The following is a 26813-nucleotide window of genomic DNA, read 5'->3' on the forward strand; positions in this document are numbered from 1 at the left end:
CACCCTGCCTGCCGCACCGGACCGACCCGTGAGGGTCGGAGGCACGCCCGATCAGGATGGACGTCATCCACCGAATGAATACTGTACGCGACGCAGGCGCTGGGGTCTAACCAGGTCTGTCTCAGGCCCTCGGACGGGCCGGCCGAGGGCGCTGCGACGGCCTGTCGCAGCGCGCCGTCCTCCGGACGGAGGACCCCCAGGTCGACCGCTCCGACTCTGGTGCGCAGACCGCCACCAGACCAGGCTCGAGCCATGACCACCAGCAGGCAGACAGGCAGGACCTCTCCGGCGATCGAGGTCGTGGGCCTCCACAAGCGCTACGGTTCCCACGCCGCCGTCGACGGTCTCGACCTGCGCGTCGAGCACGGCGAGACCGTCGCGATCCTGGGCCCCAACGGCGCCGGGAAGACGACCACCGTCGAGATCCTCGAGGGCTTCCGGCGGCCTGACGCGGGGACTGTGCGCGTGCTCGGCACAGACCCCTCGCACGCCGGTCGGCAGTGGCGGGACCGCATCGGTGTGGTGCTCCAGGACTCCCGGGACCAGGCCGAGCTCACGGTCCGGGAGATGGTCCGGCACTTCGCCGGCTACTACTCGGCGCCACGCGACCCTGACGAGGTGGTCGAGGCCGTCGGGCTCGCCGCCAAGGCCGGAGCGCGGGCCCGGTCGCTCTCGGGCGGTCAGCGCCGCAGGCTCGACGTCGCCCTGGGGATCGTGGGGGCCCCCGAGCTGCTGTTCCTCGACGAGCCCACGACAGGCTTCGACCCCGAGGCACGCCGCTCGTTCTGGGAGCTGGTGCGCTCTCTGCGGGGAGACGGCACGACGGTCGTGCTGACCACCCACTATCTCGACGAGGCCGCGGCACTCGCCGACCGCGTGGTCGTGGTGACCGCGGGCCGCGTCGCCGCCGAGGGCACACCTACCTCCCTCGGCGGGCCCGAGGCCCGTCGGCCTGTCGTGCACTGGACCCAGGACGGTGCTGCCAGGAGCGAACGGACTGCCCGGCCGACAGCCCTCGTGGCTGAGCTGGCCGCCAGCCTGGCCCTCGACGACGGAGAGGTCCCCGGGCTGAGGATCGATACGCCGACCCTCGAAGACGTCTACCTCGACCTCGTCTCCGCGGGCCGCACCGCCACCAGGCCCTCGGCGGCTGCGCCCGGACGACACCCAGACACCGATGACCTGACGACGACGGAGACGGCACGATGACCGCAGCGACGCACAGCACAGGTACGCACGGCCCAGGCACGCACCACCCAGGCACGACGCGGACGTCGACCCGGCGGCTCCCCGGGATCGTCGCGCTCGGCCTGAGCCGCACCCGGCTCGAGCTGGTGTCGTTCTTCCGAGAGCGCGACGCCGTCGTCTTCATCTTCGCGTACCCGATCCTCATGCTCGCGATCTTCGCGAGCGTCTTCGGTCAGGACGGCGCCACGGCAGGGGGCTCGGGCGAGGACGCCGTGAGCTTCGCCCAATACTTCCTCCCCGGGATGATCGCCACGGGGATGATGCTCACGAGCTTCCAGGCGCTCGCCACGTCGCTCGCGGTCGAGCGCGACGACGGTTCTCTCAAGCGCCTGCGGACCACTCCCCTGCCACCCGTCGCGTTCTTCCTCGGGAAGATCGGTCAGGTCCTGGTCGTCTCGCTCGCGCAGACCACCCTGCTCGTGGCTGCCGGGGCGCTGCTGTTCGGCATCGAGGTGCCCGGCTCCCTCGACGCCTGGGTCACCTTCGCCTGGGTTTTCGTGCTCGGGACCGCCGTCGGAACGGTGTGCGGCATCGCGTTCTCCTCGGTCCCGCGCTCAGGCAGGTCGGTGACAGCAGTCGTCCTGCCCGTCGTGCTGGTCCTGCAGTTCACCTCGGGGGTGTTCTTCGTGTTCTCCGACCTGCCCACCTGGATGCAGAGGTTCGCGGAGGTCTTCCCGCTCAAGTGGATGGCGCAGGGCATGCGCTCGGTGTTCCTCCCCGACAGCGCCCAGGCGGCCGAGGTGTCCGGGTCCTGGCAGCACGGGCCGACAGCCGTCATCCTGGTGGCATGGTTGATCCTCGGGCTCGTCGTGTGCGTGCGCACCTTCCGCTGGCGCCGTCGTGACGACGGCTGAGCCGGCGGGCCTCGCAGCGGACGACGCGATCGACGCCGACGCACGCAGCTGGGCACGGGTCTTGAGGTTCTGGCACCTCGCCTTCTACCTGCTCGTCGGGTTCACCGTCGCGGGGATCCTGGTGAGCGACGACAGGGTCCTGGGCCGCAGCGGTCCCTCGCTCGTCGCCCTCGGCGTGCTCGTCCTGGCCTACGCGACCTTCGGCCAGCGGGCTGCGGCCCGGAGCCTGCACCACGGCCCCGACGCCGCGGTGTGGGCGTACCTCCTCGTGCTCTTCGTGGTCACCTGCGTCGTGACGTCCCTCGACCCGCTGGGCACCATGCTGCTGTTCGTGGCGTACTCGCAGGTCTGGCTGCTCACGCCGAGCATCCGCGTCGGGGCGTGGTTGAGCGCGCTCCTCGCCCTCGTGAGCACCCTCGCGCTGCTGTTCAGGCTCCGAGACGTCGATGCGGCCTCGTGGGCCACCGTGTTCCAGATGGCGCTCGGTCTCGCCTTCAGCATGCTCATGGGCCTGTGGCTGCACTGGATCTTGCGGCAGGGCGCGCAACGGGCCGAGCTGCTCCGATCGCTCCAGGAGGCCCAGGCCGAGCTGGGCCGCACCCAGCACGCCGCGGGCGTGGTCGCCGAGCGCGAGCGCGTCGCGCGCGAGATCCACGACACCCTCGCCCAGGGCTTCACGAGCGTGGTCATGCTCGCCCAGACCGCCGCCGCCGAGGCGCAGCACGGCGAGACCGGCCAGGTGCTGCGCCACCTCGACCTGATCGAGCGGACGGCGCGGGACAACCTCGCCGAGGCACGGGCCCTCGTCTCGGCGTCCTCCCCGGCGCCCCTCGACGCGTCGACGCTGCCGGAGGCCCTGGCACGGCTCGGAGCACGGCTCACCGAGGAGACCGGGATCGAGGTCAGCACGGTGTGCACGGGGAGCGACGCGCTCTCCTCGCCCGTCGAGGTCGCGCTCCTGCGGACGGTCCAGGAGGCGCTGTCCAACGTCCGCAGGCACTCGGGTGCTGCCCGGGTGCAGGTCAGCCTCGAGATCGGCCCCACGGACGCCGTGGTGACCGTGATGGACGACGGGACCGGCCGCGAGGACACTGCCGTGGAAGGATTCGGGCTGCGCGGCATGCGTGAGCGCGTGAGAGCCCTAGGAGGACAGGTGCAGGTCGAAGACTGCGGACCGGAGATCGGCGACGCGTCCACCGTACCGGAGCACGTCGCCGCTGGACGCGGGACCCCGCAGGTCGCGGCGGGCCGCGGGACCCGGCTCGTCGCGCGCGTCCCGAGGATCCTCGCGTGAGCACCGCGGCGTCAGGGCTCCCGGCCGGCGCACCTGCTCCGCCCAGCACCGGGCTCGCGGCAGGAGTCGTCAGGGTCGTGGTCGCCGACGACCACCCTGTCGTGCGTGCAGGGATCGTGGGGATGCTCGGCGTCGAGCCTGACATCGAGGTCGTCGGCGAGGCCGAGGACGGCCGTCAGGCTGTCGACCTCGCGCGCGAGCTGGTCCCCGACGTGGTCGTGACAGACCTGCGCATGCCTGTGCTCGACGGGGTCGGCGCCACCCGCGAGATCGTCGCGCTGCCCGGCCGGACCCGCGTCGTCGTGCTGACGACCTACGAGACCGACGGCGAGATCCTGCGCGCCGTCGAGGCAGGTGCCACGGGCTATCTGCTCAAGGACACGCCGCGTGCTGAGCTGGTCGCCGGGATCCGCGACGCGGCGCGGGGCCAGACGGTGCTCACCCCCTCGGTCGCGACCCGGCTCGTCAGCCAGGTCGGCTCGCGGGCGGAACGGCTCACCCCGCGCGAGGTCGAGGTGCTCCGGGCGGTCGCCCGCGGCCTGAGCAACGCCGCGGTCGGGCAGGAGCTGTTCATCTCGGAGACCACGGTGAAGACCCACCTGATCCGCGCCTTCGGCAAGCTCGGCGTCAACGACAGGACCCACGCCGTGACCGTCGCTATGGAGCGCGGGCTGCTCGGCACCGCATGACGCGCTGCGCCGGGGTCAGACCGCCTCGGCGGTCTCGGCCACGAGCTCGGCTGCGACGCCCTCGGCCCACGCCCTGACGGCATCCATGTCACGGCTGTCGCCGTACTTGCCGCGTGCTGCGAGGATGGCCGCGCGCTCGGCCAGGCTGAGCACGAGGACGTCGAGCTTGCCGGGGAAGTGCCTGTGGCCGCGAGCGCCGAGCGTCTCCATCCGGGCTGTCGTGGCTGGTGCGGAGTTGCCGCGCTTGCTCGGCTGGTCGGCGAGCCCGGAGGAGAACAACCAGACAGGCACCGAGCGCAGATGGTCGGCGAGGCGGTCGACGAGGTCGCGCGCCTCGGGGAGCCACTGGCCGATGTACACAGCGGAGCCGACGACGACGGCGTCGTAGACGCTCACGTCCTTCACGTCTGCGGGTTCGACGACGTCGCACTCAAGCCCGGCCCGCTCGAAGGCCTGGGCGATCACCGACGCGATCTCCCGGGTCGACCCGTGCTTCGACGCTGCGCTGACCAAGACTCGCATCTGGCTCTCCCTCGCTGTGGTGCGCGAGACCAGGGGACCCGGTTCTCGGCACGCCGGGCGCACCTCGCCCGACCTGCACATCATCGACCGGGCCGACAGGGCGTCCGTGGGCCGGAAGTCCCCCGGGACGGCGCCGACCTGGCAGAATCCACAGATGCCTGACGAGACGCAGCAGCCCGGACCACTCGCTCACCCGGCACAGAGCACCGAGAGCACCCAGAGCAGCACCAGTACCACTCACGCTGCTGAGACCGTCCGCACACCTCCCCCGAGCACACCACCTGGCCGCAGAGACCTCGCCACCCTGCCCAAGGCACACCTGCACCTGCACTTCACAGGGTCGATGCGGCAGTCGACGCTCGCGGACCTCGCCGCCGCCCACGGGATGAGGCTGCCGAGCGCGCTGCTCGACCTCGACCCTCTCCGGGTGCCGGCCAACGAGCGCGGCTGGTTCAGGTTTCAGCGTCTGTACGACGCAGCCCGGGCGTGCGTGCGCACCGAGTCCGACATGCGCCGCATCATCCGGGAGGCCGCCGAGGACGACGCCGCCGAGGGGTCGGGCAGGCTCGAGATCCAGGTGGACCCGACGTCGTACGCCCCCTTCGTCGGTGGCATCACCCCGGCCCTCGAGATCGTCCTCGACGAGGCTCGGTCCGCGAGCGCGACGAGCGGTGTCGAGGTGGGGGTCATCGTCGCGTCCTCACGCATGCGCCACCCTCTCGACGCCCGCATCCTCGCGAGGCTCGCCGCCCTGCACGCCGGAGACGGACCGGGCGAGGTCATCGGCTTCGGGCTGAGCAACGACGAGCGGCGCGGTGACACGAGCGCCTTCGCCCCGGCCTTCCGCATCGCCCGCAAGGCCGGGCTGGCCTCTGTCCCCCACGGCGGCGAGCTGCTCGGGCCCGGGCACGTGTCCGAGGTGCTCGACACCCTGCAGCCGGACCGGCTGGGGCACGGCGTGCGGGCGGGCGAAGACCGTCGGGTGCTCGAGCGGATCGTCGAGCAGGACGTGTCGCTCGAGGTGTGCCCGGCGTCGAACGTCTCGCTCGGGGTGTACGCGGACGACGCGCAGGTGCCGCTGCGGGACCTCGTGGACGCGGGGGCGCGGGTCGCCCTCGGGGCCGACGACCCGCTGCTGTTCAGGTCCAGGCTCGTGGGGCAGTACGAGAGCGCGCGCGACGTGCACGGCTTCTCCGACGAAGAGCTCGCGGGTCTGGCCCGGTCCTCGATCCGTGCGAGCCTCGCCGCCGGGTCGACGCAGCGTCGGCTGCTGACCGAGGTCGACGAGTGGCTCGCCGCGCCGGCGCCCGGAGCAGGCGAGGTCGGCAAGGCGTGAGAGAAGGACCCGACCTGGCCCCCGGGGCTCGCACCCTGCTCGAGGTCGACAGGCTCGTCGAAGGATGCACGGCCTGCCCACGCCTCGTGGAGTTCCGCGAGAAGGTCTCGACGGAGCGTCGCGCAGCCTTCCGCGACCAGACGTACTGGGGCCGCGGCGTGCCGAGCTTCGGAGACGAGCAGGCGGGCGTCGTCGTCGTCGGTCTCGCCCCTGCGGCGCACGGCAGCAACCGGACCGGCCGGATGTTCACGGGCGACCGCAGCGGCCAGGTGCTCGTCGCCGCGATGCACAGGACGGGCTTCGCCTCTCAACCGACAGCGGTGTCGCGCGACGACGGGCTCGTGCTGACGGGGGCACGGATCGTCGCCCCCGTGCACTGCGTCCCCCCGGACAACAAGCCGACACCCGACGAGCGTCGCCGCTGCTCCCCCTACCTCGGACGCGAGCTCGAGCTGCTGGCAGCCACGGTCCGGGTCGCCGTGGTTCTCGGCGGGTTCGGATGGGTCGCGCTGCTCGCCACGCTGCGTGACCAGGGCTGGTCGGTGCCGCGGCCCCGACCGCGCTTCGGCCACGGCGCGAAGGTGAGGATCGGGCACCCCGACGGGCGCGAGCTCACGGTGCTCGGCTGCTTCCACGTGAGCCCCCACAACACGAGCACCGGGCGGCTGACACCGCAGATGGTCGACGACGTGCTGCTCGAGGCTCGACGCCTGGCCGGGCTGGACCTGCGGGAGGGCTGAGGTCCTGGTCGCCCACTCGGTGCCCGCCACGTGAGACGGGGGAAACTCCCCGTCGCGCGTGGGAACCTCCCGGGTGCGCGTGACGTTGAGCCATCATGCACACGGGTCGGTAGGTGGTGAACGGCACCACCTCGGCACGCACACTCGAAAGGACCCACATGGAGGTCTCTGGGCTCGTCTGGGGTCTGACGATCGTTCTGATCGTCGGGCTCCTGGCGTTCGACTTCATCTTCCACGTCCGCAAGGCACACATCCCGACGCTGCGAGAGGCAGCGATCTGGTCGTCGATCTACGTCGGGCTCGCGCTCGTCTTCGGCGTCGGCGTCCTCGTCTTCGGGGGATCGCAGATGGGGTCCGAGTACTTCGCCGGCTACATCACGGAGAAGGCTCTCTCGGTCGACAACCTGTTCGTCTTCCTCATCATCATGGCGAGCTTCAAGGTGCCGCGCGCAGACCAGCAGAAGGTGCTGCTCTTCGGCATCGTCTTCTCGCTCATCGCTCGCACAGCCTTCATCTTCGTCGGTGTCGCGCTCATCAACCGCTTCTCGGCGCTGTTCTACCTCTTCGGTCTGTTCCTGCTCTTCACGGCCATCAAGCTGCTCAAGCCCGAGGGCGAGGGCGAGGGCGACGAGGCGAACAACTTCATCATCCGGACGGCCAAGAAGCTGTTCCACACGACCGACGAGTACGACGGCGACAAGCTCTTCACCATGCACAACGGCAAGCGTGCCCTCACGCCGATGCTGCTCGTCATGGTCGCCATCGGCGGTACGGACATCCTCTTCGCCCTCGACTCGATCCCGGCGATCTTCGGTCTGACGCAGAACACCTTCATCGTGTTCACGGCCACGGCCTTCTCGCTCATGGGTCTGCGTCAGCTGTACTTCCTGGTGGACGGGCTGCTCGACCGCCTCATCTACCTGTCGTACGGTCTCGCCGCGATCCTCGGGTTCATCGGCATCAAGCTCGTGCTGCACGCCCTGCACGAGAACAACCTGCCGTTCATCAACGGCGGCGAGCACGTCGACGTCTTCGAGGTCAGCACCCCGCTGTCCCTCAGCGTCATCGTCGGTGTCCTGGCGATCACCGTCATCGCCTCGCTCATGTCCGACAAGGGCAAGGTGCAGAACCTCGTCAACGGCGCTCGCCGCGACGCGTCGCACTACGTGGACCTGTCCTACACGACAGACCCCGCAGAGCGTCACCGTCTCTACGTCGAGCTCCAGGAGACCGAGAGCCGCCTGCAGAAGATCGACCCCAAGTACGCCGACATGTACACCGAGGACGAGGAGCTCAAGGCTCTCATCGCCCAGGCGCACGAGGCGCACGGATCGTTCCGCTCGGAGCCTGACCGCACCTGAGGTCCGGTCCCCCGGCGGTCTGCCGGGCCAGCACGACGAAGCCCCTCACGCACCGCGGTGCGTGAGGGGCTTCGTCGTGCTGTGGCGCTGCCCCGTGGGGCGGGTGCACGCTGCAGGCGCCGCGTCCAGGGCGTGCCGCACGATGCGGCCTCCCGGGCCGCCAGACCGCGTCGTGCGGCTCGCTCTTCAGGTGTCAGGCAGCCAGCGCCTGCCGGAGCATCTCGAGGGCACCCTCGCGGGTCTCGGCCGCGGCGATGAACCCGGCCTTGTGGCAGAACACCGCGTCGGGCACGCCGGTCACCTCGGCGAGCTCGGCGCCGTTGAGGCCGCGCCAGGACTCGGGGAGCTCCTTGCGGGACCCGAACTGCGACGACTCGGGGCGGACGGTCTGGATCGTCCAGTGCCCGGTCGCGCCGGGGAAGACCGTGAAGAGCAGCTTCGACTGCTTGGTGGCGATGCCGCCGTGCGGGACGAACTTCTCGAGGACCACGTAGGTCTTCTTCGGGCTCGCGGCGTAGGCCTCGAGGAAGGTGCGCTCCGCGGCGATCGACGTCTCGTACTTGAGCCTGTAGCGCTGCAGCAGCGTCGTGGCCAGGGCGACCGCGACCTGGAACTGGGAGTCGAAGTCTTCGTCGTCGCCGAGCGGGTTGAACAGCCCGAGCACCTCGGACACGTCGAGCGGGGCGGCGCCGAAGTCGCTCACCGTGTACAGGTCCTGGCCGTTGTCGACGGCGTCGATGGCCTGCACGAGGCGGGAGTCGATCTTCTGCCACACGGCGTCGTCGCCGCAGTACTCCTTGCCGTAGTGCTGCCACAGCAGACCGAAGGCGGAGTAGAGGATCCCGTTGTCGCGGGCACCCGAGCTCAGCTGGTGGTGGTCGAAGCGCCGGGTCTCGACGTCGTAGACGCCGCCGACGTCGAGCACGACGTCGGCCGTCGCGAGGACCTCGGGGTCACGGGTGCGGACCACCTCGGCGTCCGGGAAGAGCTGGGTGAGGAGGGCGACGCCGAAGACGTCGTCTGCGTGGAACTTGCCGTTGTGGGTTGCGATGATCACACCCGACAGCCTACGGGGAGGGGCTGACGCGCCTCACGACCCGCGGTCCCCCGCCTGATCCGGCCGTCGAGGCCCTCTGTGCCCGCCCCATGACCCTCCCGTGACCACCCTGCGTGGTGCTCGTAGCGCCCACCAGACGAGAACGCACTGGCGGACCGGCTGACCCCGGTTAGCCTTGACCGGTGACTGACCACCAGAACGCCTCGTCGAACGACCTCCGCGAGGCCATCCCCGACGACCGTGACGACGCGCGGGACGAGATGCCGGAGAAGCTCCGCGCCGACGTCCGCCTCCTCGGCGACCTGCTCGGCACCATCCTCCGCGAGGCCGGCGGCCCTGACCTGCTCGACGACGTCGAGCGGCTCCGTGGGCTCGTCATCACGGCCCAGAAGGCCCCGGAGTCTGGAGCGATCGACGAGGCAGAAGCCCTCATCGACACCTTCAGCCCCGAGCGGGCCGAAGAGGTCTCCCGTGCCTTCAGCTGCTACTTCCACCTGGTGAACCTCGCCGAGGAGCACCACCGGGTGCGGGTGGTGCACGAGCACGAGGCCGAGCTCTCGCCCGCCGAGGCACACGCCCAGGACTACCTGCCCGACGCGCTGCGTCGCCTCGAGGCCGAGCTCGGCCCGGACGAGACGCGCCGTCGCCTCGCCGGCCTCGAGTTCCGCCCCGTCTTCACCGCGCACCCGACCGAGGCGCGCCGACGCGCCATCGCCGCGTCGATCCGACGGATCACCACGCTGCTCGCGGCGCGCGACGAGTCCTCGCTCGCCGGGGTCTCGCGCCTGGAGAACACCGACCAGCTGCTCGCCGAGATCGACGGTCTGTGGCGCACCTCGCCGCTGCGCACCACCAAGCCCTCGCCCCTCGACGAGGTCCGCACGGCGATGGGCGTCTTCGACGAGACGCTGTTCAGCGTGCTCCCCGAGGTCTACCGCAGGCTCGACACCTGGGTGAACCGCGACGAGCCCGGGGTCTCGACCCCCGTCGCCCCGCCCTTCGTCCGTCTGGGCACGTGGATCGGCGGAGACCGCGACGGCAACCCGAACGTCACGGCGTCGATCACCCGCACCGCAGCAGCGATCGCGAGCGAGCACGTGCTCATCGCGCTCGAGAACGTCGCCGAGCGCGTGGGCCGCACCATGACCCTCGACGCGACGACGACACCGGCCTCCGAGGCCCTCGACCAGCTGTGGCTCTCCCAGCGACAGCTCGCCCCCGAGATCACCGCGGACATCTCGAGCCGCTCCCCCAACGAGCCGCACCGCCGCACGCTGCTCGTCGTCGCCGAGCGTCTTCGCGCGACGCGGCGCCGGGACGCCGACCTGGCCTACCCGACCGCGGCCGACCTGCTCACCGACCTCCGCACGATCCAGGACTCCCTCGTCGCAGCCGGCGCCCGACGGGTCGCGTACTCCGACCTGCAGAAGTTCATCTGGCAGGTGCAGACCTTCGGCTTCCACCTCGCCGAGCTCGAGGTGCGCCAGCACTCCCAGGTGCACCGGGAGACCCTCGCCGAGATCGCCGAGCACGGCGCCGACAGCGCAGCGCTCAGCGAGCGCTCGGTCGAGGTCCTCGACACCTTCCGGGCGATCGCCGCGATCCAGAAGCGCCACGGGGTCGACGCGGCCCGCCGCTACGTCGTGTCCTTCACGACGAACGCCGAAGACCTCGCGAACGTCTACACCCTCGCCGCGCACGCGCTCGGCGGCCCCGAGCTCGCGCCCGTCCTCGACGTCGTGCCGCTCTTCGAGACCTTCGCCGACCTCCAGGCCGCTCCCGGTGTCCTCGCGGAGTACGTGAAGAACCCCCTCGTGGTCGAGCGCCTCGAGGCGACAGACCGCCGCCTCGAGGTCATGCTCGGCTACTCCGACTCCTCCAAGGACGTCGGGCCGGTCTCGGCGACCCTCGCCCTCTACGAGGCGCAGGACAAGATCGCTGCGTGGGCGCAGGACGCCGACATCACGCTGACGCTCTTCCACGGCCGTGGTGGTGCGCTCGGGCGCGGCGGCGGCCCCGCCAACCGTGCTGTGCTGGCCCAGCCCCCGGGCTCAGTCGACGGGCGCTTCAAGCTCACAGAGCAGGGTGAGGTCATCGCGGCCCGCTACGGCGACCCGACGATCGCCACCCGGCACATCGAGCAGGTCGCCGCGGCGACCCTGCTGCAGTCGATGCCCTCGGTCGGCGAGCACAACGCCCAGGCTGCCGAGCGGTTCACCGACGTCGCCGCGACGCTCGACGTGGAGTCGCGCAAGCGGTTCTTCGAGCTCGTGCACGCCGAGGGCTTCCCGCAGTGGTTCGCCCAGGTGACCCCCCAGGAGGAGATCGGTCTGCTGCCCCTCGGCTCGCGCCCTGCCAAGCGTGGGCTGTCGGTCAACTCCCTCGACGACCTCCGGGCGATCCCGTGGGTCTTCGCGTGGACGCAGGCCCGCATCAACCTCACCGGGTGGTTCGGGCTGGGCACGGCTCTCGCGGCTGTCGGCGACGTCGACGAGCTCAAGCGTGCCTACGCCCAGTGGCCGCTCTTCTCGACGATGATCGACAACGTCGAGATGTCCCTCGCCAAGACCGACGTGCGGATCGCCGAGCGCTATCTCGCCCTCGGCGACCGCGACGACCTCGCGACGCTCGTCCTCGACGAGATGGCCCTCACCCGCGAGTGGGTCCTCAAGATCACCGGCAAGACGACGATGCTCGGCAACCTGCACGTCCTCGGGCGCGCGGTCCAGCTGCGCAGCCCGTACGTCGACGCGCTCTCGCTGATCCAGCTCCGCGCGCTGCGTGCCCTGCGCCGCGGTGCACCGCAGGAGCAGGTGCCGCAGCTGCAACGACTGCTGCTGCTGTCCGTCAACGGGATCGCCGCCGGGCTCCAGAACACCGGGTGACCCAGACCGACCCGTCCGACGCAGGCCCTCGACCGCACGTCTCGTGCTGTCGGGGGCCTGCGTCGTCTGCGTGGGGCCCAGGGCTCGCGGGGGTGTGGGCGCACGGGGCTGCGGGCGCACGGGCCCGTCGGCTCGTGGGACCACGGGTCGCTGGAGAGGGCTGGAGCGGGGGCTGCAGTGCCTTCCCCCGGCCTTCTGTCCCAGGCCGGGCCGCAGAGGGCGTGGGACGATCATCGAGGAACAGTTCTCGATCCAGTCAGGTGATGACATGTCGACCACGTCCCCAGCACACCCCCCGAGCCCCCGGCAGACCGCCGACGAGCAGCGCCTGCCCTTCGCCTCGTCCCCCGACGCCGTGCTCGCAGACCTCGACGCGACTGCGGGTGGCCTCTCGGCAGACGACGCCGCACGCCGGCTCGAGACCGCTGGCCCGAACCGGCTGCCAGCGCCGAAGAAGACCAGCGCGATCCGCAGGCTGCTCGGGCACTTCGACGACATCCTCATCTACATCCTGCTCGCCTCGGCCGTCCTCAAGGCCATCCTCGGCGACTGGGTCGACTTCGCGGTGATCCTCGCGGTCGCAATCATCAACGCGGCTGTCGGCTTCCTCCAGGAGGGGCAGGCGGAGAAGGCCCTCGACGGGATCCGCACCATGCTGTCCCTCGACGCCCAGGCCCTGCGGGACGGGGAGTGGAAGGTCGTCGACGCCGAAGACCTCGTCCCCGGTGACGTGGTGCGCGTGAGGTCCGGGGACAGGGTCCCCGCGGACCTGCGCCTTTTGGAGGCGACGAACCTCCAGGTCGAGGAGGCTGCGCTGACGGGCGAGTCCGTCCCGGCAGCCAAGCAGCTCGAGGCCGTGGGACCAGACGCCGGGATCGGCGACAGGTCGACGATGCTCTACTCCGGGACCATCGTCGCGGTCGGTCAGGGCGTCGGGGTCGTCACCGCGACGGGCGCCCAGACCGAGATCGGGCGCATCCAGTCGCTCATCGGCGAGGTCGACCACCTCGAGACGCCGCTGTCGAAGCAGCTCGCGTCCTTCGGCAAGGTGCTGTCCCTCGGGATCCTCGCGATGGCCGGGGTGATGCTCGTCATCGGGCGCGTGATCCACGACTTCGAGCTGCCCGAGCTGGTCTCGGCCGCGATCGGCTTCGCCGTCGCCGCGGTCCCCGAAGGCCTCCCGGCGCTGGTGACCGTGACGCTCGCCCTCGGTGTGCAGCAGATGGCCCGCCGCAACGCGATCACCCGCAAGCTCACGGCCGTCGAGGCGCTCGGCTCTGTCACGACGATCTGCTCGGACAAGACCGGCACACTCACCAAGAACGAGATGACGGCCCGCACCGTCGTCACCGCCGAGGGCACCTACACCGTCGAGGGCCTCGGCTACGCCCCTGAAGGCCGTGTCACGACGGCCGACGGCGGCGACGCGAGCCTCGCCGCGCACGCGGACCTGCGTGCCTTCGTCGAGGCCGCCGTCGCCTGCAACGACGCCAGGGTCGTCGAGGTCGACGGGCACTGGCAGGTCGTCGGTCAGCCGACCGAGGGGGCTGTCACGACCCTCGGCCGCAAGGCCGGCGTCGACCCGTCAGCGGTCGAACGTCTCGCCGTCCTGCCCTTCGAGTCGTCGACCAAGTACATGGCGACCCTCGACAGGGTCGCCGACGGCCGCACTCTCGTCCACGTGGTCGGCGCCCCCGACCGCCTCCTCGACCGCAGCACCCACGAGCGTGGCAGCGACGGGACCCCGGTGCCGATCGACAGGGCACGCTGGGAGGCGACGATCGACGAGCTCGGTGGTCAGGGGCTGCGCGTGCTCGCCGCCGCAGAGAGGGTCGCGGTCTCCGGTGCGACGAAGCTGACCGCAGACGACGCAGAGTCCGACCTCGTGCTGCTCGGTCTCGTCGGGATCGTCGACCCGCCGCGACCCGAGGCCATCCAGGCGATCGCCGACTGCCACCGCGCGGGGATCCGCGTGAAGATGATCACCGGCGACCACATCGGGACTGCCGTCGCGATCGCCCGTGAGCTGGGGATCGTCCAAGGACCGGACGCCGCCCGCGCCCTGACCGGCGCAGAGCTCGAGGCCATGACCCAGGAAGAGCTGCGCACCCGGGTCCGCGAGGTCGACGTGTTCGCCCGCACCAGCCCCGAGCACAAGATCAGGATCGTCAGGGCCCTCCAGTCCCACGGCGAGGTGGTCGCGATGACCGGTGACGGCGTCAACGACGCCCCGGCGCTCACCCGGGCGGACATCGGCATCGCGATGGGCATCAAGGGGACCGAGGCGACCAAGGAGGCTGCTGAGATCGTCCTGGCCGACGACAACTTCGCGACCATCGAGCGTGCCGTCGAAGAAGGTCGGCGGATCTACGACAACATCCGCAAGTCTGTCGTGTTCCTGCTGCCCACGAACGGCGCGCAGTCCCTCGTGATCCTCGTCGCGGTGCTGTTCGGCCTGACGCTGCCGCTCGCCCCCGTGCAGATCTTGTGGGTCAACCTCGTCACCGCCGTCACGCTCTCCCTCGCCCTCGCCTACGAGCCCGCCGAGGACGGCATCATGTCCAGGCCCCCGCGTGGGCCTGGGGGGTCCGTGATCTCGGCCTCGTCGCTGCGGTACGTCGTCGTGGTGTCCGTGCTCATCGGTGCGGCGACCCTCGCGGTGTTCTTCATCCAGCGGGAGTCCGGGGCGTCGACAGCCGTCTCCCAGACCACGGCGGTGACGATGCTCGCCCTCGGTCAGCTCGCCTACCTGTTCAGCTGCAGGTTCATCGGGCAGTCGAGCCTCACGCCCCGCGTGCTGCGCGGCAACCCCGTGGTGTGGATCGCCACCGGCGCCCTCGTCGCGCTGCAGCTGGTGTTCACCTACGTGCCGTTCATGAACTCGTGGTTCGACTCCGCGCCGATCGGGCTGCGCGAGTGGGGCATGACCTTCGGCTTCGCGGTCGTCGTGTTCTTGCTCGTCGAGGCCCTCAAGGCCGTGACCCGGCGCGGCGAGCGCCGGGCCGACGCAGCCCGGCTGCGGGAGCGGGGGGTGTGACGGCTGGGAGGCTCAGGCGTCGCGCTCGGCCCTGAGCTCGCGGCCGATCGCCTCGGCGAAGGTGTCGACGTCCTCCTCCGTGGTGTCGAAGGCGCACATCCAGCGGACCTCGCCGCGGGCGGCATCCCAGTCGTAGAAGGCGAACTGCTCGCGGACCCTGTCTGCCGCGGCCCGCGGGAGGACGGCGAAGAGCCCGTTGGACTCGGTCGGCTGCGAGAAGGACAGCCCCGGCGCCTGCCCCTCCTCGATCATGAGGTCGAGCCTGGACCGCAGCCGGCGTGCCATCGCGTTGGCGCGGGCCGCAGACCGGAGCCAGAGGTCACCGTCGAGGATCGCGAGCAGCTGGGCGGAGACGAAACGCATCTTCGAGGACAGCTGCATGGTCATCTTGCGGATGTAGTCGACCCCGTCGACAGCGTCAGGGTCGAGGACCACGACGGCCTCGCCGAGCACGAGGCCGTTCTTGGTGCCGCCGAAGGAGAGCACGTCGACGCCGACGTCTGTGGTGATCCCACGCAGACTGGTGCCGAGGGCCGCCGCCGCGTTCGCGATGCGTGCGCCGTCCATGTGCACCCGCATCCCGCGCTCGTGGCAGTGCGTGGTGATCGCGCGGATCTCGTCGGGGGTGTAGACGGTGCCCAGCTCGGTCGACTGGGTCAGCGACACCGCGAGGGGCTGGGCGCGGTGCTGGTCGCCCCAGCCCCACGCCTGCTCGTCGATCCGCTCCGGCGTGAGCTTGCCGTCGGGGGTGTCGACGGTCAGCAGCTTGAGCCCGCCGACGCGCTCCGGCGCCGCGTTCTCGTCGTTCTCGATGTGCGCGTAGCGCGAGGTGATGACAGCGCCCCACCGCGGGAGCATCGACATGAGGCTCACGACGTTGGCACCTGTGCCGTTGAAGACGGGGTAGGCGAGCGCCTGCTGGCCGAAGTGACGCTGGACGACCTCTCCCAGGCGCGTGGTCCACGGGTCGGCGCCGTAGGCCCGGGCGTGCCCCGCCCCGACGTCGGCGAGGGCCGCGAGGACCTCGGGGTGGGCACCGGCATAGTTGTCAGAGGCGAAGGTTGGCTGCACGTCGACCACCTTACGTCGCAGGTCCGACGCGTCGCGGGGACCCTGTGGACAGCTGCGGAGGGTGTCGGAGGGCTGGGGTTGAATGGCCTCATGGCCACGTATCTCGCCCGCATCACGGTCCATGACGAGCTCGACCTGGAGTCGATCCTCGGCATGGCCGACGCCCTCGGTGCCGTCGGCACACCTGGCGTCACCGAGACCGCGACGGTCTTCGAGGTCCCCGGGGAGGCACCTGACGCCGGCGTCGCCACGGTGGCGGCCGCCCAGCACGCCGCCGAGGTGCTCGACGGCTTCGAGTACGAGGTGCTCGTCCTCGAGATCTACTGACGGCCGGACCGGCGCACGGGGAGGCGTCTGGAGCAGGCAGGATAGACGGGTGCTCGGAGTCCTCACAGGTTTTGCCATCATCGCCGCGATCATCGCCGTGGGGTACGTCGTGGGACGGATCGGGCTGCTCGGCCCTGACGCCCGGCCCATCCTCGCCCGGCTCGTCTTCTTCGTGCTGGCGCCGAGCCTGCTGTTCACGATCTTGGCCGACGCCGAGGTGGGTCAGCTCTTCTCGCCCCTCCTGGTCGTCTCGCTGCTGGCAGCCGCGACGAGCTTCGCCGTCTACGGGCTCGTCGCCCGGCTGCTCTGGCACCGCGGTGTGGCGGAGACCGTCATCGGCGCACTCTCGGCCGGGTACGTCAACGGCAACAACATCGGGATCCCCGTCGCGGTCTACGTGCTCGGAGACCCCGCCTACGTGGCCCCGGTCATCCTTGTGCAGCTGCTCCTCTTCGCACCGCTCGGGCTCGCGGTGCTCGACGCCGCACAGCAGGGGCGGGTGAGCGTCGGACGGCTCGCGACAGGACCGCTGCGCAACCCGATCATCATCGGCTCGGCCCTCGGGCTGCTCGTCGCCCTGCTCGACGTGACGCCGCCCGAGGCGTTCATGGAGCCGTTCCGGATCATCGGGGGCGCCGCTGTGCCGCTCATGCTGCTGTCCTACGGGATCTCGCTGCACGGCCAGAGGGTCCTCGAGCAGGGGTCGGACCGCCGGGACGCCGTGCTCGCCTCGGCGATCAAGCTCCTCCTCATGCCTGCCGTCGCCTGGACCGCCGGGGTGCTGCTCTTCGACCTCGACCACCAGGAGCTCTTCGTGGTCGTGGCCCTCGCCGCGCTCCCCACTGCGCAGAACGTGTTCAACTACGCCCAGCGGTACAGGCGCGGCGAGACCCTCGCGCGCGACGCGATCTTCGTGACGACCATCGGCTCCCTGCCGGTCCTGCTCGGGGTCGCGGCGGTCCTGCGCTGAGCGGGCGCCCTGGGCTGACCGTGCGGTCCGCTCTGACCAGGGGGGCCGCACCGACCAGACGGATCAGTCCAGCTGGCTCGGACCAGACGGCCCAGCCAGCTGGTCTGAGCAGACAGCTCAGCCAACCGGCTCAGCCGACGGCTCAGCCCAGCTGGTCGATGACCACGCGGGCGATCGAGAAGTAGATGATGAGCCCGGTCCCGTCGATCACCGTGGTGATGAGCGGCCCCGACACGACCGCGGGGTCGATCCCGACCTTCTTGATGACCAGCGGCAGGACCGACGCGACGAGCGAGGTCCACAGGACGATCGCGACCACGGAGAGCGAGACCGTCAGCGCGACGTCGGTCCCCACCCCCTGCACGAGCGCCCGGACCCACGCGACCGAGGCGACAGTCGCCGCGATGAGGACCCCCGTCGCCATCTCCTTGCGGACCACCCGGAACATGTCGCGCATGCGGACCTGCCCCATGGCCATCGCGCGGATCAGCGTCGTGGTGATCTGCGTGCCGGTGTTGCCCCCGGTGCCGATGAGCAGCGGCACGAAGAACATCAGCGCGACGACGCCCTCGAGCTCGCTCTCGAAGTGCTCCATGACCGTCCCGGTATACATGGCGGCGAGGAAGAGCATGAGCAGCCAGGTGATGCGCTTGCGGAACAGGCGCAGCGGCGAGGCCCGCAGGTACGGCACCTCGAGGGGGGACGAGCCTCCCTGACGCTCGGCGTCCTCGGTCATCTCCTGGTCGAGGATGTCGACGACGTCCTCGACGGAGATCACCCCGACGAGCTCGCCCTCGTGGACGACGGGGATGCCCGAGAGGTCGTGCTCGGTGAGCAGCCGCGCCGCGACCTCCTGGTCGGCGAGCGCACCGACGGACACGACGTCGGTGTCCATGAGGTCGCCGATGACCACCCCTGGCTCGGCGAGCACGAGGTCGAGGTAGGAGACGACCCCGACGAGCCTGTGGTCGGGAAGGGCGGTGACGAGCACCTCGTCGTTGTCCAGGGTCGCGGTCCGGGCCTGGTCACGGATGGTCTCGACGGCCTCGGCGACGGTCATCGTCTGGGTGACCGAGACGACCGTGGGGTCCATCCGCGAGCCTGCGCTGTCGTCGGGCCAGGCCAGCAGCCCGCGCAGCGTCGCCGACCGGACGGCTCCGGTGCGGTCGAGGACGTCGCGGCGCTCGTCGGCAGGGAGCCTGCGCAGGATCTCGGCCGACCTGTCGTGGTCGAGGGAGTCGAGGAGCCCGGCGCCGACGGCCGGGGACAAGACGCTCAGGACTGTGACGACGGAGCTGGTGTCGATCGAGTCGAAGAGCTCGCGGGACGTCTCCGGGGTGAGGAGGGCCACGAGGCGGCGGACCTCAGCGTCGGTGAGGTCGTCGACCTGCTCGGTCCGGTCCCACGACCCGGCGACGTCACGCAGCCACGTCTGGACGGCGGCGTCGGTCGAGGCGACGAGGACGTCGCGCAGGTCGGTCGTGGTGCGGGGGGTGGGGGTGGTGTTCTGGCGCACTGGGGCACTCCACTTCGGGTGGGGCCACCGGCGGGTCGTCTGGGCACGTCAGCCGCTGTGCCGCCAGCGCCCGGGGAGGGCGTGGACGTCAGGGCAGCTCACGCGCGGCAGAGGAAGGTCGCTCGGCGGCGCGGGTGGTGTGGACGACGGGCTCCGCGCGCAAGACTCAGGAGACTCGGTGGTCTCAGGGGTCTCTCGCGCGGTGCTCACGTGTCAGGCGCCAGTGCTGGGCTGCCCGCGCCTCTCGGCGGGGAGGTCAGAAGCTGTCAGGGCCGCAGATCGCCTGGGAGCACCGACGCCATGGATAGGTCGCTCGGACTGCAACTCGCTGGCTCCATGGTCGTCACCTCCTCAGGTCGGTCCCCGGGTGCGGTGGTGCGTGCACGTGCTGGCAGGCACCTGTCGGCGCGGCTGTGCGCGCTGCGGGGATGCCTCCACCCTATGCCAGGTCCGTCGGGGCCGGGGGTGACGGTCCTCACCGCCACCCCCGGCCCCGGTGCCGGCACCGTGGGCCTCAGACGGTGACGCTCCCCGCGTCGGTGCTGCCCGAGAGGGTCCCGCCCAGCACCAGCCCGTCGACCTCGTCGCCCGAGACCGTCCCTCCGGAGGTGATCGTGTAGGTGGCACCGGCGACCAGGTCGGGTGTCGAGAAGACGACGGTCTGGAAGCTCTTCGCCGGCGTGTAGGAGGCGACGACGGTCCCGTCCTCGGCGACGAGGCTCACCGTCGTCCCGGCGGGCTGGGCCGCGTCGAAGACCACCATGGTCGACGCCTGCGGTGACGACGCCGCCGGGGACACCGCCATGCCGGCACTGCCCGCCGCGACGAGGACTCCCCCGCTCACCTCGACACCGCTGTTCGCGTCGATCGCCCCGTTGCCGCCGTCCGTGGGACCGTCGACCGTCGTGGTGCCCCCGGTGATGCTGATCGACCCGTTCGAGTCCAGACCGTCACCGCCCGCGTCGACCGTCAGCGTGCCGCCCGAGACGAGCAAGAAGGTCTCGGCGTCGGCCGTGAAGGTCTCCTCGCCGCCCATCCCGCCTCCGCCGCCCATCCCTGCGGGGCCGCCGGTGCCCGACGAGTCCGCCCCGCCGGAGACGTTGATGCCGTCGTCGGTGGCGGTGACGTCGAGGTCTCCGCCGCTCAGCGTGATGCTCGCGGCCTCGAGACCCTCGTAGGAGGCCCGGACCACGACAGTGCCCGCCGAGACTGTCAGCGCACCATCTGCGTGGACGCCGTCGTCGCCGCTCGCGAGGGTGAGCGCCCCGCCCGAGACGGCGACCTGCCCGTCGGAGTGCAGGGCGTCGTCGGCGGAGTCGACGTCCACGGTGCCACCCGAGAGGCGGACGCTCGCCGTGCCCTTGATCCCCTTCGACGACACGTCGGCGAGTACGGTCCCGGTGCTCCCACCGGCCGCGACGATGCTGAGCGTCCCGCCGGAGACGATCGCGTGGGTCTCGGCCTGTATGCCGTCACCGTCTGTCGTGAGGTCGAGGGTGCCGCCGCTGACCGACACGTAGCCGAGCGTCGTGTCGTCGACGTTCGTGGACTTCAGCCCGTCGCCGCCCGCCGTGGCGGTGATCGTGGGGCTCGAGAGCTCGCTGTCCTTGACCACGACGTAGTCCTTGCCGCGGACGGCGTCGTCGGTCGCGGTGACGGTGAGGTCGCCGCCGGAGATCACGAGACCGTCCTTGCTGACGATGCCGTCGCCCGCACTCGCGTCGACGCTCAGCGCACCGGTCCCCGTGATCGTCAGGTCGGCTGTCGAGAAGATCGCACCGTCGGGCTCGTCGGTCGCGCTGTCGGGGTACACGTAGGTGTCGGCGTCAGAGACGCTGTTGATCGAGCCCTCGGCGAGGACGATCATCGCCTTGCCCGCGTCGGTGATCACGACAGGCGCGGACGTCGAGCGGGCGATGTCGACGCCGTCGAAGACCAGCCGGACCACGCCGTCGTCCGCGGAGTCCACGACGACCTGCCCGTCGGTGAGCTCACCCGAGAGCCTGTAGGTGCCCGAGGCCGTGATCGTCACGGTGCTGCCGTCGACCACGACGGCGGCGCTGTCAGAGCTCGCGGTGTCACCGTCGAGCGAGACGGCGATCTCGGCGCTGGTGTCCCACTCGTAGTCCGAGGCCTCGTCGTGGTCACCCGCGACGTCACCCGTCGCGTCGGCGACGGTCGTCGCGACGGTCTCCGTCTCGGCGCTGCTGGTGCTGCTGGTCGAGCCTGGCGACTCTGTCGACGTCCCGGCTGTGCTCGTGGGTGAGCACCCGGCGACCAGGGCGAGGGCGAGCAGGGGGGCGAGGGCGGTGAGGCGGGCGGGACGTCGCACGGTGGGCTCCAGGTGTCTGTCGGTCGGTGTCGACACCAGTTCTACGGAGCGGGTCTATGGCACCCGTGGGCCGTGGCTGTGCGGCGGCTGTGGAGCGTCAGGCGGAGACGCGTGCGCGGGCCGTCCGGCGTCGGGCGACCGCGTAGGCGACGCCCAGCAGCGCGATCCACCCGACACCCACGACGAGCGAGACCCGCGTCGCCTCGGTCACGCCGAGCATGACGACGACCCCGACCATGAAGACGATCGCGAGGACCGGGGCGACGGGCCAGAACGGCACGGGGAACTCCGACGGTCCCAGCTCGCCGCGGGCGATCTTGCGGCGCATCGAGACGTGGGACGCGAGGATCATCAGCCACACCCACACCGTCGCGAAGGTGGCGAGGGAGGCGATGACGAGGAACACGTCGTCGGGCACGAGGGCGTTGAGGACCACCCCGACGGTGAGAGTCGCGGCCATGAGCACCACGGTCATCCACGGGACGCCGTTCTTCGACACCTTGCCGAAGGACGCTGGCGCGTTGCCCGTCCTGGACAGCCCGAAGAGCATCCTGCCGGCGCTGTACACGTCGCTGTTGATCGCGGACAGCGCTGCGGTGATGACCACGGCGTTGAGGATGTGCGCGGCCGCGGGGATGCCGAGACCGTCGAAGATCTGCACGAAGGGGCTGCCGTCGTCGCCGATCGTGTCCCACGGGGAGAGCATCATGAGGATCGCGAGCGTGAAGACGTAGAACACGAGGATGCGCACGGGCACGGTGTTGATCGCTCGCGGCACCACCTGGGCCGGACGGTCGGCCTCGCCGGCCGAGATGCCGATGGTCTCGATCCCCCCGAAGGCGAACATCACGACGGTGAAGCAGGCGAGGAACCCGCCGAGGCCGTTCGGGAAGAACCCGCCGTGGTCGACGAGGTTCGAGGCGCCGACCTGCGCGTCGTCGGCGAGCGAGAAGCCGAAGACGACGATCAGCGCACCGCCGACGATCATCGCGACGATCGCCACCACCTTGACGAGGGACAACCAGAACTCGACCTCGCCGAAGACCGAGACCTTGAGCAGGTTGATCGCGGCGATGACGCAGATGATCGCCGCGACCCACGTCCACCGCGGGACGTCGGGGAACCAGAAGCCCATGTAGATGCCGAAGGCCGTCACGTCGGCGATCGCGACGATCGCCATCTCGAAGGCGAAGGTCCACCCCGTGACGTAGCCGGCGAAGCGCCCGAGATAGGTGTGCGCATACTCGCCGAAGGAGCCGGAGACGGGGTTGCGGACGGTCATCTCGCCGAGGGCGCGCATGACGACGAAGACCGCCATACCTCCGAGGAGGTATGCCAGCAGCACGCTCGGTCCGGCCTGCTGGACAGCGCTCGCTGACCCGTAGAAGAGCCCGGTGCCGATGGCCGAACCCAGTGCGATGAACCGGATGTGCCGCGCCTTGAGCCCGCGCCGCAGGGTCGGGGCTGCTGCTCGCTCCGCCGACGGGTCGACGGGGTCCGGGACCACCGCGTGGTCGGGAGCGTCTGCCGGACGAGCAGCACCCGCGGCGTGCGACGGGCCAGGCTCGGGTGCGAAGGGGGTGGACGGAGCATCGGGAAGGTCGTTCGGCACGTCGAGAAGGCCTTGTCTGCGCAGGGGGGGCGGCCGTCCGATCGGGTGGCGCCGGCCGATTCTACGTCCGTACCGGGCAGAGGTGACAGATCAGCCCAAGAGCTCGCGGACGTCCGTCGCGGTCAGACCCGCCCCACCTGCGGCTCCACCGTCGAGCACGCTCGCGAAGAGCTTCGACTTCGAGGCCTTGAGCGCCATGACCTTCTCCTCGATCGTGTCGGTCGAGACCATGCGGTACACGTTGACGTTGCGCGTCTGACCGATGCGGTGCGCCCTGTCGACGGCCTGGGCCTCGGCCGCAGGGTTCCACCACGGGTCGAGCAGGATGCAGTAGTCCGCGGCGGTGAGGTTGAGGCCAAAACCACCGGCCTTGAGCGAGATGAGGAACACGGAGGTCTCCCCCGAGGTGAAGCGCTCGATGGTCTCGGTCCGCCGGCGGGTGCGGCCGTCGAGGTAGGAGTAGTCGACGTCCTTGCGGTCGAGGTGGTCCCGCACCCGGCCGAGGAACTGCGTGAACTGGCTGAAGATCAGCACGCTGTGGCCCTCGGCGAGGATGTCGTCGAGCATCTCGTAGAGCACCTCGAGCTTGGACGAGGGCACCTTCTCGTGCTCGCTGTCGACCAGGCTCACGTCGAGGCTCGCCTGGCGCAGCACCGTGAGGGACCTGAACACCTCGAAGCGGTGCTCGCCGAACTCGTCGACGAGCCCGAGCACCTTGGTGCGCTCGCGCTGCAGGTACGCGTCGTAGAGCGCACGGTGGCGGGAGTTGAGCACGACGTCGACCACCTGCTCCTGCTTCTCGGGGAGGTCTTTGGCGACGTCTTCCTTGGTGCGGCGCAGCATGAAGGGCGCGATGCGTCGGCGCAGCTGGTCCAGGCGCGAGACGTAGCCCTCCTTCTCGATCGGCTTGGCGTAGTAGTCCTGGAACCTGCCGGGTGTGGGGAACAGCCCCGGGCTGACGACCGACACGATCGACCACAGCTCCATGAGGTTGTTCTCGAGAGGCGTCCCGGTCAGCGCGAGCTTGAAGGGCGCGTCGAGCCGCCGCGCGCACTGGTAGGCCACCGACTGGTGGTTCTTGACGAACTGCGCCTCGTCCAGGATCAGCCCGGCCCAGGCCTGTGTGCGGTACTCCTCGAAACCGAGACGGAACAGCGCGTACGAGGTGACCACGACGTCAGCCCCGGCGACGACCTCGGACAACGGGGTGCGCCGACGCGCCAGGGTCTCGGTGACAGTCACGGCCTTCAGACCGGGGGTGAACCTGCGGACCTCGGCAGCCCAGTTCCCCACGACGCTCGTCGGGGCGACCACGAGGAACGGGGCCGTGCTCCGTGTCTGGGCTACGTTCCCTGTCCCCGTGGCGTCGTCGGCACCGACGACCTCCGGGCGGTCCGAGGCGTCTGGTCCCGGCGAGGTCGCTACGGTCTCCGACGCCGTCGCAGCCTCACGGACGTGCTGCACGAGCGCAAGCGCCTGGAGCGTCTTGCCCAGCCCCATGTCGTCGGCGAGGACACCGCCGAGCCCGTGCTCGTGCAGGAAGGCGAGCCACTCGAACCCCTCCTGCTGGTACTCGCGCATGGTCGCGTCGAGACCCGCCGGCGCGGGGACGGGCCCGGGCCGCGCTCCCCCGGCGAGCGCGCCGACGGCCTCGCGCCACGCCTGCGCCTGACCGCCGACGACCCCGAGCCTCTCGAGCTCGTCGAAGAGCCCCGCCTGGAACCTGTTGACGCGCAGCGTGCCGCCCATCGTGTCCTGCATGGCGCGGGCTTCCTCGATGAGCTCGCGCAGCGCGTGGAAGCGCTCGTCGTCGAGGGAGAAGTGCAGACCGTCGACGAGCAGCAAAGAGGACTTGCCCTTGGCCAAGGCTGTGAAGACGTCAGCGAAGGGGATGAACTGCTGGCCCGCCGTGACGATCACGGCGAGGTCGAACCAGTCGCGGGTCTCCGGCAGCGTCGAGGTCGACACCGAGATCTCGACGTCGTCGGCCCGCCTGTAGTCCACAGCCTCGCCGCGGACCTCGACCACGAGGTCGGTCTCCTCCTGCGCGAGGTCCAGCAAGAGCGGGAGCTGGTCGGTGACGAAGAGAGCCGTGGCGACGTCGGCGAGCTCGGTCCGTCCCACGCGCGCGACGGCGGCTGCGGCCACGTCGGCCAGCCGTGCGGTGTCGTCGGCAGCGCGCCGTGGCTCGGCGGCCGCGCCGGGCAGGCGTGGGGCACGCCCGGCGAGCCTGTCGAGCAGCTGCGTCTCGGCCCGCGGGTCGCGGACGCCCGCGTCGGTCTGCCGGGTGCTCGGCCCGAGGTCGAACCGCAGGGTGTGGGTGGTGCCGTCGTCGTCCTCGACCGCGTAGCGCCACTGCCAGGTCAGACGCAGACCGTGCTCGGGCAGGTGCAGCACGTCGAGGTGCAGCGTGGGCCGTGGGCGCTCGGGCAGCGTGATCGACGGGTCGAGGTCGACAGCGTCGAAGCGGTCTTCGAGGGCGGGCAGGACGCGGAGCAAGAAGCGCCGCTGGTCGGTCTCGGGGACCGTGAGCGGCTCGGGGCGCTCGAGCAGCGCGAGGACCGGGGGGTCGACGGGCGAGGCGAGCGGGGCGAGCACCACCCGGGTCTCCTTGGTGGGAGCCCGGCGGCCCCGCCACGTCACGAGCCCTGTCGGAGGCTCGCCGAGCAGCGACGTCGTCGCACGATCGAGGGGGGTCAGGCCGTGGGGCGTGCCTGCAGCCTCGGCTGCCGACGCGGCTGTGCCGGCGGTCTGCTGGGTCGCGTCTGCGAGGTCGAGAGTGTCCTGCCCGGCGGCGTCGGTCTGCGCGAGCTCGCCCGCACCCGCCAGGTCCACCGACGCCCCCGTAGGGCCGTCAGCCCTGCTGGCGGGGTCGAGCGACGTGGTGTCGGCCTCGATCGCCGCGCCGAGGACCAGTCCCGCCGTCCCGCGGGAGACCGTGAGCCGGGTGCGGGCGGGACCTGCGAGGACGACGGGGCTCTGCGCCTTGTCCGAGTGGACCATCGGCAGGCCAGAGCGTCGGGCCTCGGTGAGCAGCGCCCACAGCGCGGCGCTCGGCAGCTCGTCCGCGTAGACCCACGTCGGCGCCGAGAAGTAGGCAGAGTCGGAGACGCTGATCGCGAGACCGAAGAGCGAACGCAAGATGTCGACGTGGCCGTCCGGGTAGGCCCCGTGACGGTAGTTGAGGAACCTCAGCTCGCTCCACGAGATGCCTGTCCGCACCCAGCGCCCCGTCGCGCTCCGGGTCACCGGACGCATCCCCAGGCGCGGCGAGTCGACCGAGGCGAGCGCTCGCCGTGAAGAACGACCCGTCGGCTCGGTGAGGAGCTCGACCTGGAGGGCGACGTCGTGAGAGCTGCGCAGGTCCCACGGCTTGGGCTTGCGGCCGGGGCGGCCGGGGACGGGCGGGGTGTCGTCGGGCTCGGTGAGGAGGGTCGCGAAGGTCCGTTCCCACTCGGCGCTTCGGCGCGGGGTGGTGCGACCCGTGGCAGGGGACGCGGTCTGCGCGGCGTGACCCGGTGAGCCGGCAGCCCCGCGGGCACTGTCCGTCCCGGGGAGGATCCCGGCGGCCGCACCGCTGTCGGCGCGCTCCCCCGCCGTGTCGGCTGCGACCCCGGCCGCGGCGTCGGCCAGGATCGCCTGCGCGGTGAGTCGGTCGAGGTACGCGAGGAGCGTGGCAGCCGTGTGCTTGCAGTTGAGGCGCACCGGGCAGGAGCACCTGCCGTAGCGCGGGGTCGCCTGCTCTCCGGCGCTCGACATCTCGACGACAGTCACGTACTGCTTGCGGGCCGATCCGCGGACCTGCCCGACGATCGTCGTGCCGTCACCGTTCCGCGCGACCGAGACGACCTGCCCCGCACTGACGTACTCCTCGCCGCGGGCGAAGGTCTCCGAGCCCACGAGCTGGGACACGTCGGCTGCTGAGAACACCCCCGAAGTCTCTCACCGACCGGTGACACGCC

At 70.9% G+C, this 26813-nt stretch carries 18 protein-coding genes; 11 read left to right on the top strand and 7 right to left on the bottom strand.

Going from position 1 to position 26813, the window contains the following annotated elements:
* Positions 1 to 252 precede the first annotated feature (252 nt).
* From HZZ10_RS01435 to HZZ10_RS01450, 4 genes are all read left to right on the top strand, one after another.
* Positions 253 to 1209, top strand: a complete 957-nt coding sequence (locus tag HZZ10_RS01435) for an ABC transporter ATP-binding protein (RefSeq protein WP_179912130.1) — start codon at positions 253 to 255, stop codon at positions 1207 to 1209.
* Positions 1206 to 2102, top strand: coding sequence for an ABC transporter permease (locus HZZ10_RS01440; protein WP_179912131.1), 897 nt, complete (start codon positions 1206 to 1208; stop codon positions 2100 to 2102). Before HZZ10_RS01435 ends, HZZ10_RS01440 begins: the two co-directional genes overlap by 4 nt.
* Positions 2089 to 3396, top strand: a complete 1308-nt coding sequence (locus HZZ10_RS19980) for a sensor histidine kinase (RefSeq protein ID WP_179912132.1) — start codon at positions 2089 to 2091, stop codon at positions 3394 to 3396. The genes HZZ10_RS01440 and HZZ10_RS19980 overlap by 14 nt, the downstream gene beginning before the upstream one ends.
* 77 nt (positions 3397 to 3473) lie before the next feature.
* Positions 3474 to 4085: a response regulator gene (locus tag HZZ10_RS01450; RefSeq protein ID WP_179912171.1), complete on the top strand. Its 612-nt coding sequence runs from the start codon at positions 3474 to 3476 to the stop codon at positions 4083 to 4085.
* Positions 4086 to 4100: 15 nt separating this feature from the next.
* Here HZZ10_RS01450 and HZZ10_RS01455 read toward each other — a convergent pair whose 3' ends face one another.
* Positions 4101 to 4607 carry a flavodoxin domain-containing protein gene (locus HZZ10_RS01455; RefSeq protein WP_179912133.1) on the bottom strand — a complete coding sequence of 169 codons (507 nt, stop codon included), beginning with the start codon at positions 4605 to 4607 and terminating at the stop codon, positions 4101 to 4103.
* 154 nt (positions 4608 to 4761) lie between these two features.
* Between HZZ10_RS01455 and HZZ10_RS01460 the strand changes: the two genes are divergently transcribed.
* From HZZ10_RS01460 to HZZ10_RS01470, 3 genes are all read left to right on the top strand, one after another.
* Positions 4762 to 5943: an adenosine deaminase gene (locus tag HZZ10_RS01460; RefSeq protein WP_179912134.1), complete on the top strand. Its 1182-nt coding sequence runs from the start codon at positions 4762 to 4764 to the stop codon at positions 5941 to 5943.
* Positions 5940 to 6683 (top strand): uracil-DNA glycosylase, encoded by a 744-nt coding sequence (locus tag HZZ10_RS01465; protein ID WP_056128626.1) that lies wholly within the window; start codon positions 5940 to 5942, stop codon positions 6681 to 6683. Before HZZ10_RS01460 ends, HZZ10_RS01465 begins: the two co-directional genes overlap by 4 nt.
* Positions 6684 to 6841: 158 nt before the next feature.
* Positions 6842 to 8044 (top strand): TerC family protein, encoded by a 1203-nt coding sequence (locus HZZ10_RS01470; protein ID WP_056128624.1) that lies wholly within the window; start codon positions 6842 to 6844, stop codon positions 8042 to 8044.
* A 193-nt stretch (positions 8045 to 8237) separates the two neighbouring features.
* Here the strand turns inward: HZZ10_RS01470 and HZZ10_RS01475 are convergent, their stop codons facing one another.
* Positions 8238 to 9101 carry an MYG1 family protein gene (locus HZZ10_RS01475; RefSeq protein ID WP_056128621.1) on the bottom strand — a complete coding sequence of 288 codons (864 nt, stop codon included), beginning with the start codon at positions 9099 to 9101 and terminating at the stop codon, positions 8238 to 8240.
* Between the two features lie 260 nt (positions 9102 to 9361).
* Here HZZ10_RS01475 and HZZ10_RS01480 point away from each other — a divergent pair, with 260 nt between their 5' ends.
* Positions 9362 to 11986, top strand: a complete 2625-nt coding sequence (locus HZZ10_RS01480) for a phosphoenolpyruvate carboxylase (protein ID WP_218928328.1) — start codon at positions 9362 to 9364, stop codon at positions 11984 to 11986.
* A gap of 268 nt (positions 11987 to 12254) precedes the next feature.
* Positions 12255 to 15023 (top strand): cation-translocating P-type ATPase, encoded by a 2769-nt coding sequence (locus tag HZZ10_RS01485; RefSeq protein WP_179912136.1) that lies wholly within the window; start codon positions 12255 to 12257, stop codon positions 15021 to 15023.
* A gap of 12 nt (positions 15024 to 15035) precedes the next feature.
* Here the strand turns inward: HZZ10_RS01485 and HZZ10_RS01490 are convergent, their stop codons facing one another.
* Positions 15036 to 16094 carry a threonine aldolase family protein gene (locus tag HZZ10_RS01490; protein ID WP_308507454.1) on the bottom strand — a complete coding sequence of 353 codons (1059 nt, stop codon included), beginning with the start codon at positions 16092 to 16094 and terminating at the stop codon, positions 15036 to 15038.
* 90 nt (positions 16095 to 16184) lie between these two features.
* On the opposite strand from HZZ10_RS01490, the gene HZZ10_RS01495 reads away from it, so the two are divergent.
* Together HZZ10_RS01495 and HZZ10_RS01500 are read left to right on the top strand one after the other, a co-directional pair.
* A complete protein-coding gene (locus HZZ10_RS01495; RefSeq protein WP_179912138.1) occupies positions 16185 to 16421 on the top strand; it encodes a hypothetical protein in 237 nt (78 codons plus the stop codon).
* 49 nt (positions 16422 to 16470) lie between these two features.
* On the top strand, positions 16471 to 17391 hold the full coding sequence (locus HZZ10_RS01500; protein WP_179912139.1) for an AEC family transporter: 921 nt from the start codon (positions 16471 to 16473) through the stop codon (positions 17389 to 17391).
* A 142-nt stretch (positions 17392 to 17533) separates the two neighbouring features.
* Here the strand turns inward: HZZ10_RS01500 and mgtE are convergent, their stop codons facing one another.
* From mgtE to HZZ10_RS19755, 4 genes are all read right to left on the bottom strand, one after another.
* On the bottom strand, positions 17534 to 18907 hold the full coding sequence (gene mgtE, locus HZZ10_RS01505) for a magnesium transporter (protein WP_179912140.1): 1374 nt from the start codon (positions 18905 to 18907) through the stop codon (positions 17534 to 17536).
* A gap of 514 nt (positions 18908 to 19421) precedes the next feature.
* The gene (locus HZZ10_RS01510) at positions 19422 to 21239 is read right to left on the bottom strand and encodes a carbohydrate-binding domain-containing protein (RefSeq protein ID WP_179912141.1); all 1818 of its coding nucleotides are present in this window, start codon (positions 21237 to 21239) and stop codon (positions 19422 to 19424) included.
* Positions 21240 to 21336: 97 nt separating this feature from the next.
* Positions 21337 to 22746 carry an amino acid permease gene (locus HZZ10_RS01515; protein ID WP_179912172.1) on the bottom strand — a complete coding sequence of 470 codons (1410 nt, stop codon included), beginning with the start codon at positions 22744 to 22746 and terminating at the stop codon, positions 21337 to 21339.
* A 195-nt stretch (positions 22747 to 22941) separates the two neighbouring features.
* Positions 22942 to 26781, bottom strand: a complete 3840-nt coding sequence (locus tag HZZ10_RS19755) for a DEAD/DEAH box helicase (protein WP_179912142.1) — start codon at positions 26779 to 26781, stop codon at positions 22942 to 22944.
* Positions 26782 to 26813: the final 32 nt, after the last annotated feature.

The sequence above is a fragment of the Sanguibacter inulinus genome, assembly GCF_013415325.1.
Lineage (GTDB): Bacteria > Actinomycetota > Actinomycetes > Actinomycetales > Cellulomonadaceae > Sanguibacter > Sanguibacter inulinus.

What these genes read in the sequence shown, in the direction of transcription:
- HZZ10_RS01455 (WP_179912133.1), bottom strand. Translation starts at nt 4,607, where the DNA reads ATGCGAGTCTTGGTCAGCGCAGCGTCGAAGCACGGGTCGACCCGGGAG.
- HZZ10_RS01460 (WP_179912134.1), top strand. Translation starts at nt 4,762, where the DNA reads ATGCCTGACGAGACGCAGCAGCCCGGACCACTCGCTCACCCGGCACAG.
- HZZ10_RS01435 (WP_179912130.1), top strand. Translation starts at nt 253, where the DNA reads ATGACCACCAGCAGGCAGACAGGCAGGACCTCTCCGGCGATCGAGGTC.
- HZZ10_RS01495 (WP_179912138.1), top strand. Translation starts at nt 16,185, where the DNA reads ATGGCCACGTATCTCGCCCGCATCACGGTCCATGACGAGCTCGACCTG.
- HZZ10_RS01480 (WP_218928328.1), top strand. Translation starts at nt 9,362, where the DNA reads ATGCCGGAGAAGCTCCGCGCCGACGTCCGCCTCCTCGGCGACCTGCTC.
- HZZ10_RS01440 (WP_179912131.1), top strand. Translation starts at nt 1,206, where the DNA reads ATGACCGCAGCGACGCACAGCACAGGTACGCACGGCCCAGGCACGCAC.
- HZZ10_RS01470 (WP_056128624.1), top strand. Translation starts at nt 6,842, where the DNA reads ATGGAGGTCTCTGGGCTCGTCTGGGGTCTGACGATCGTTCTGATCGTC.
- HZZ10_RS01485 (WP_179912136.1), top strand. Translation starts at nt 12,255, where the DNA reads ATGTCGACCACGTCCCCAGCACACCCCCCGAGCCCCCGGCAGACCGCC.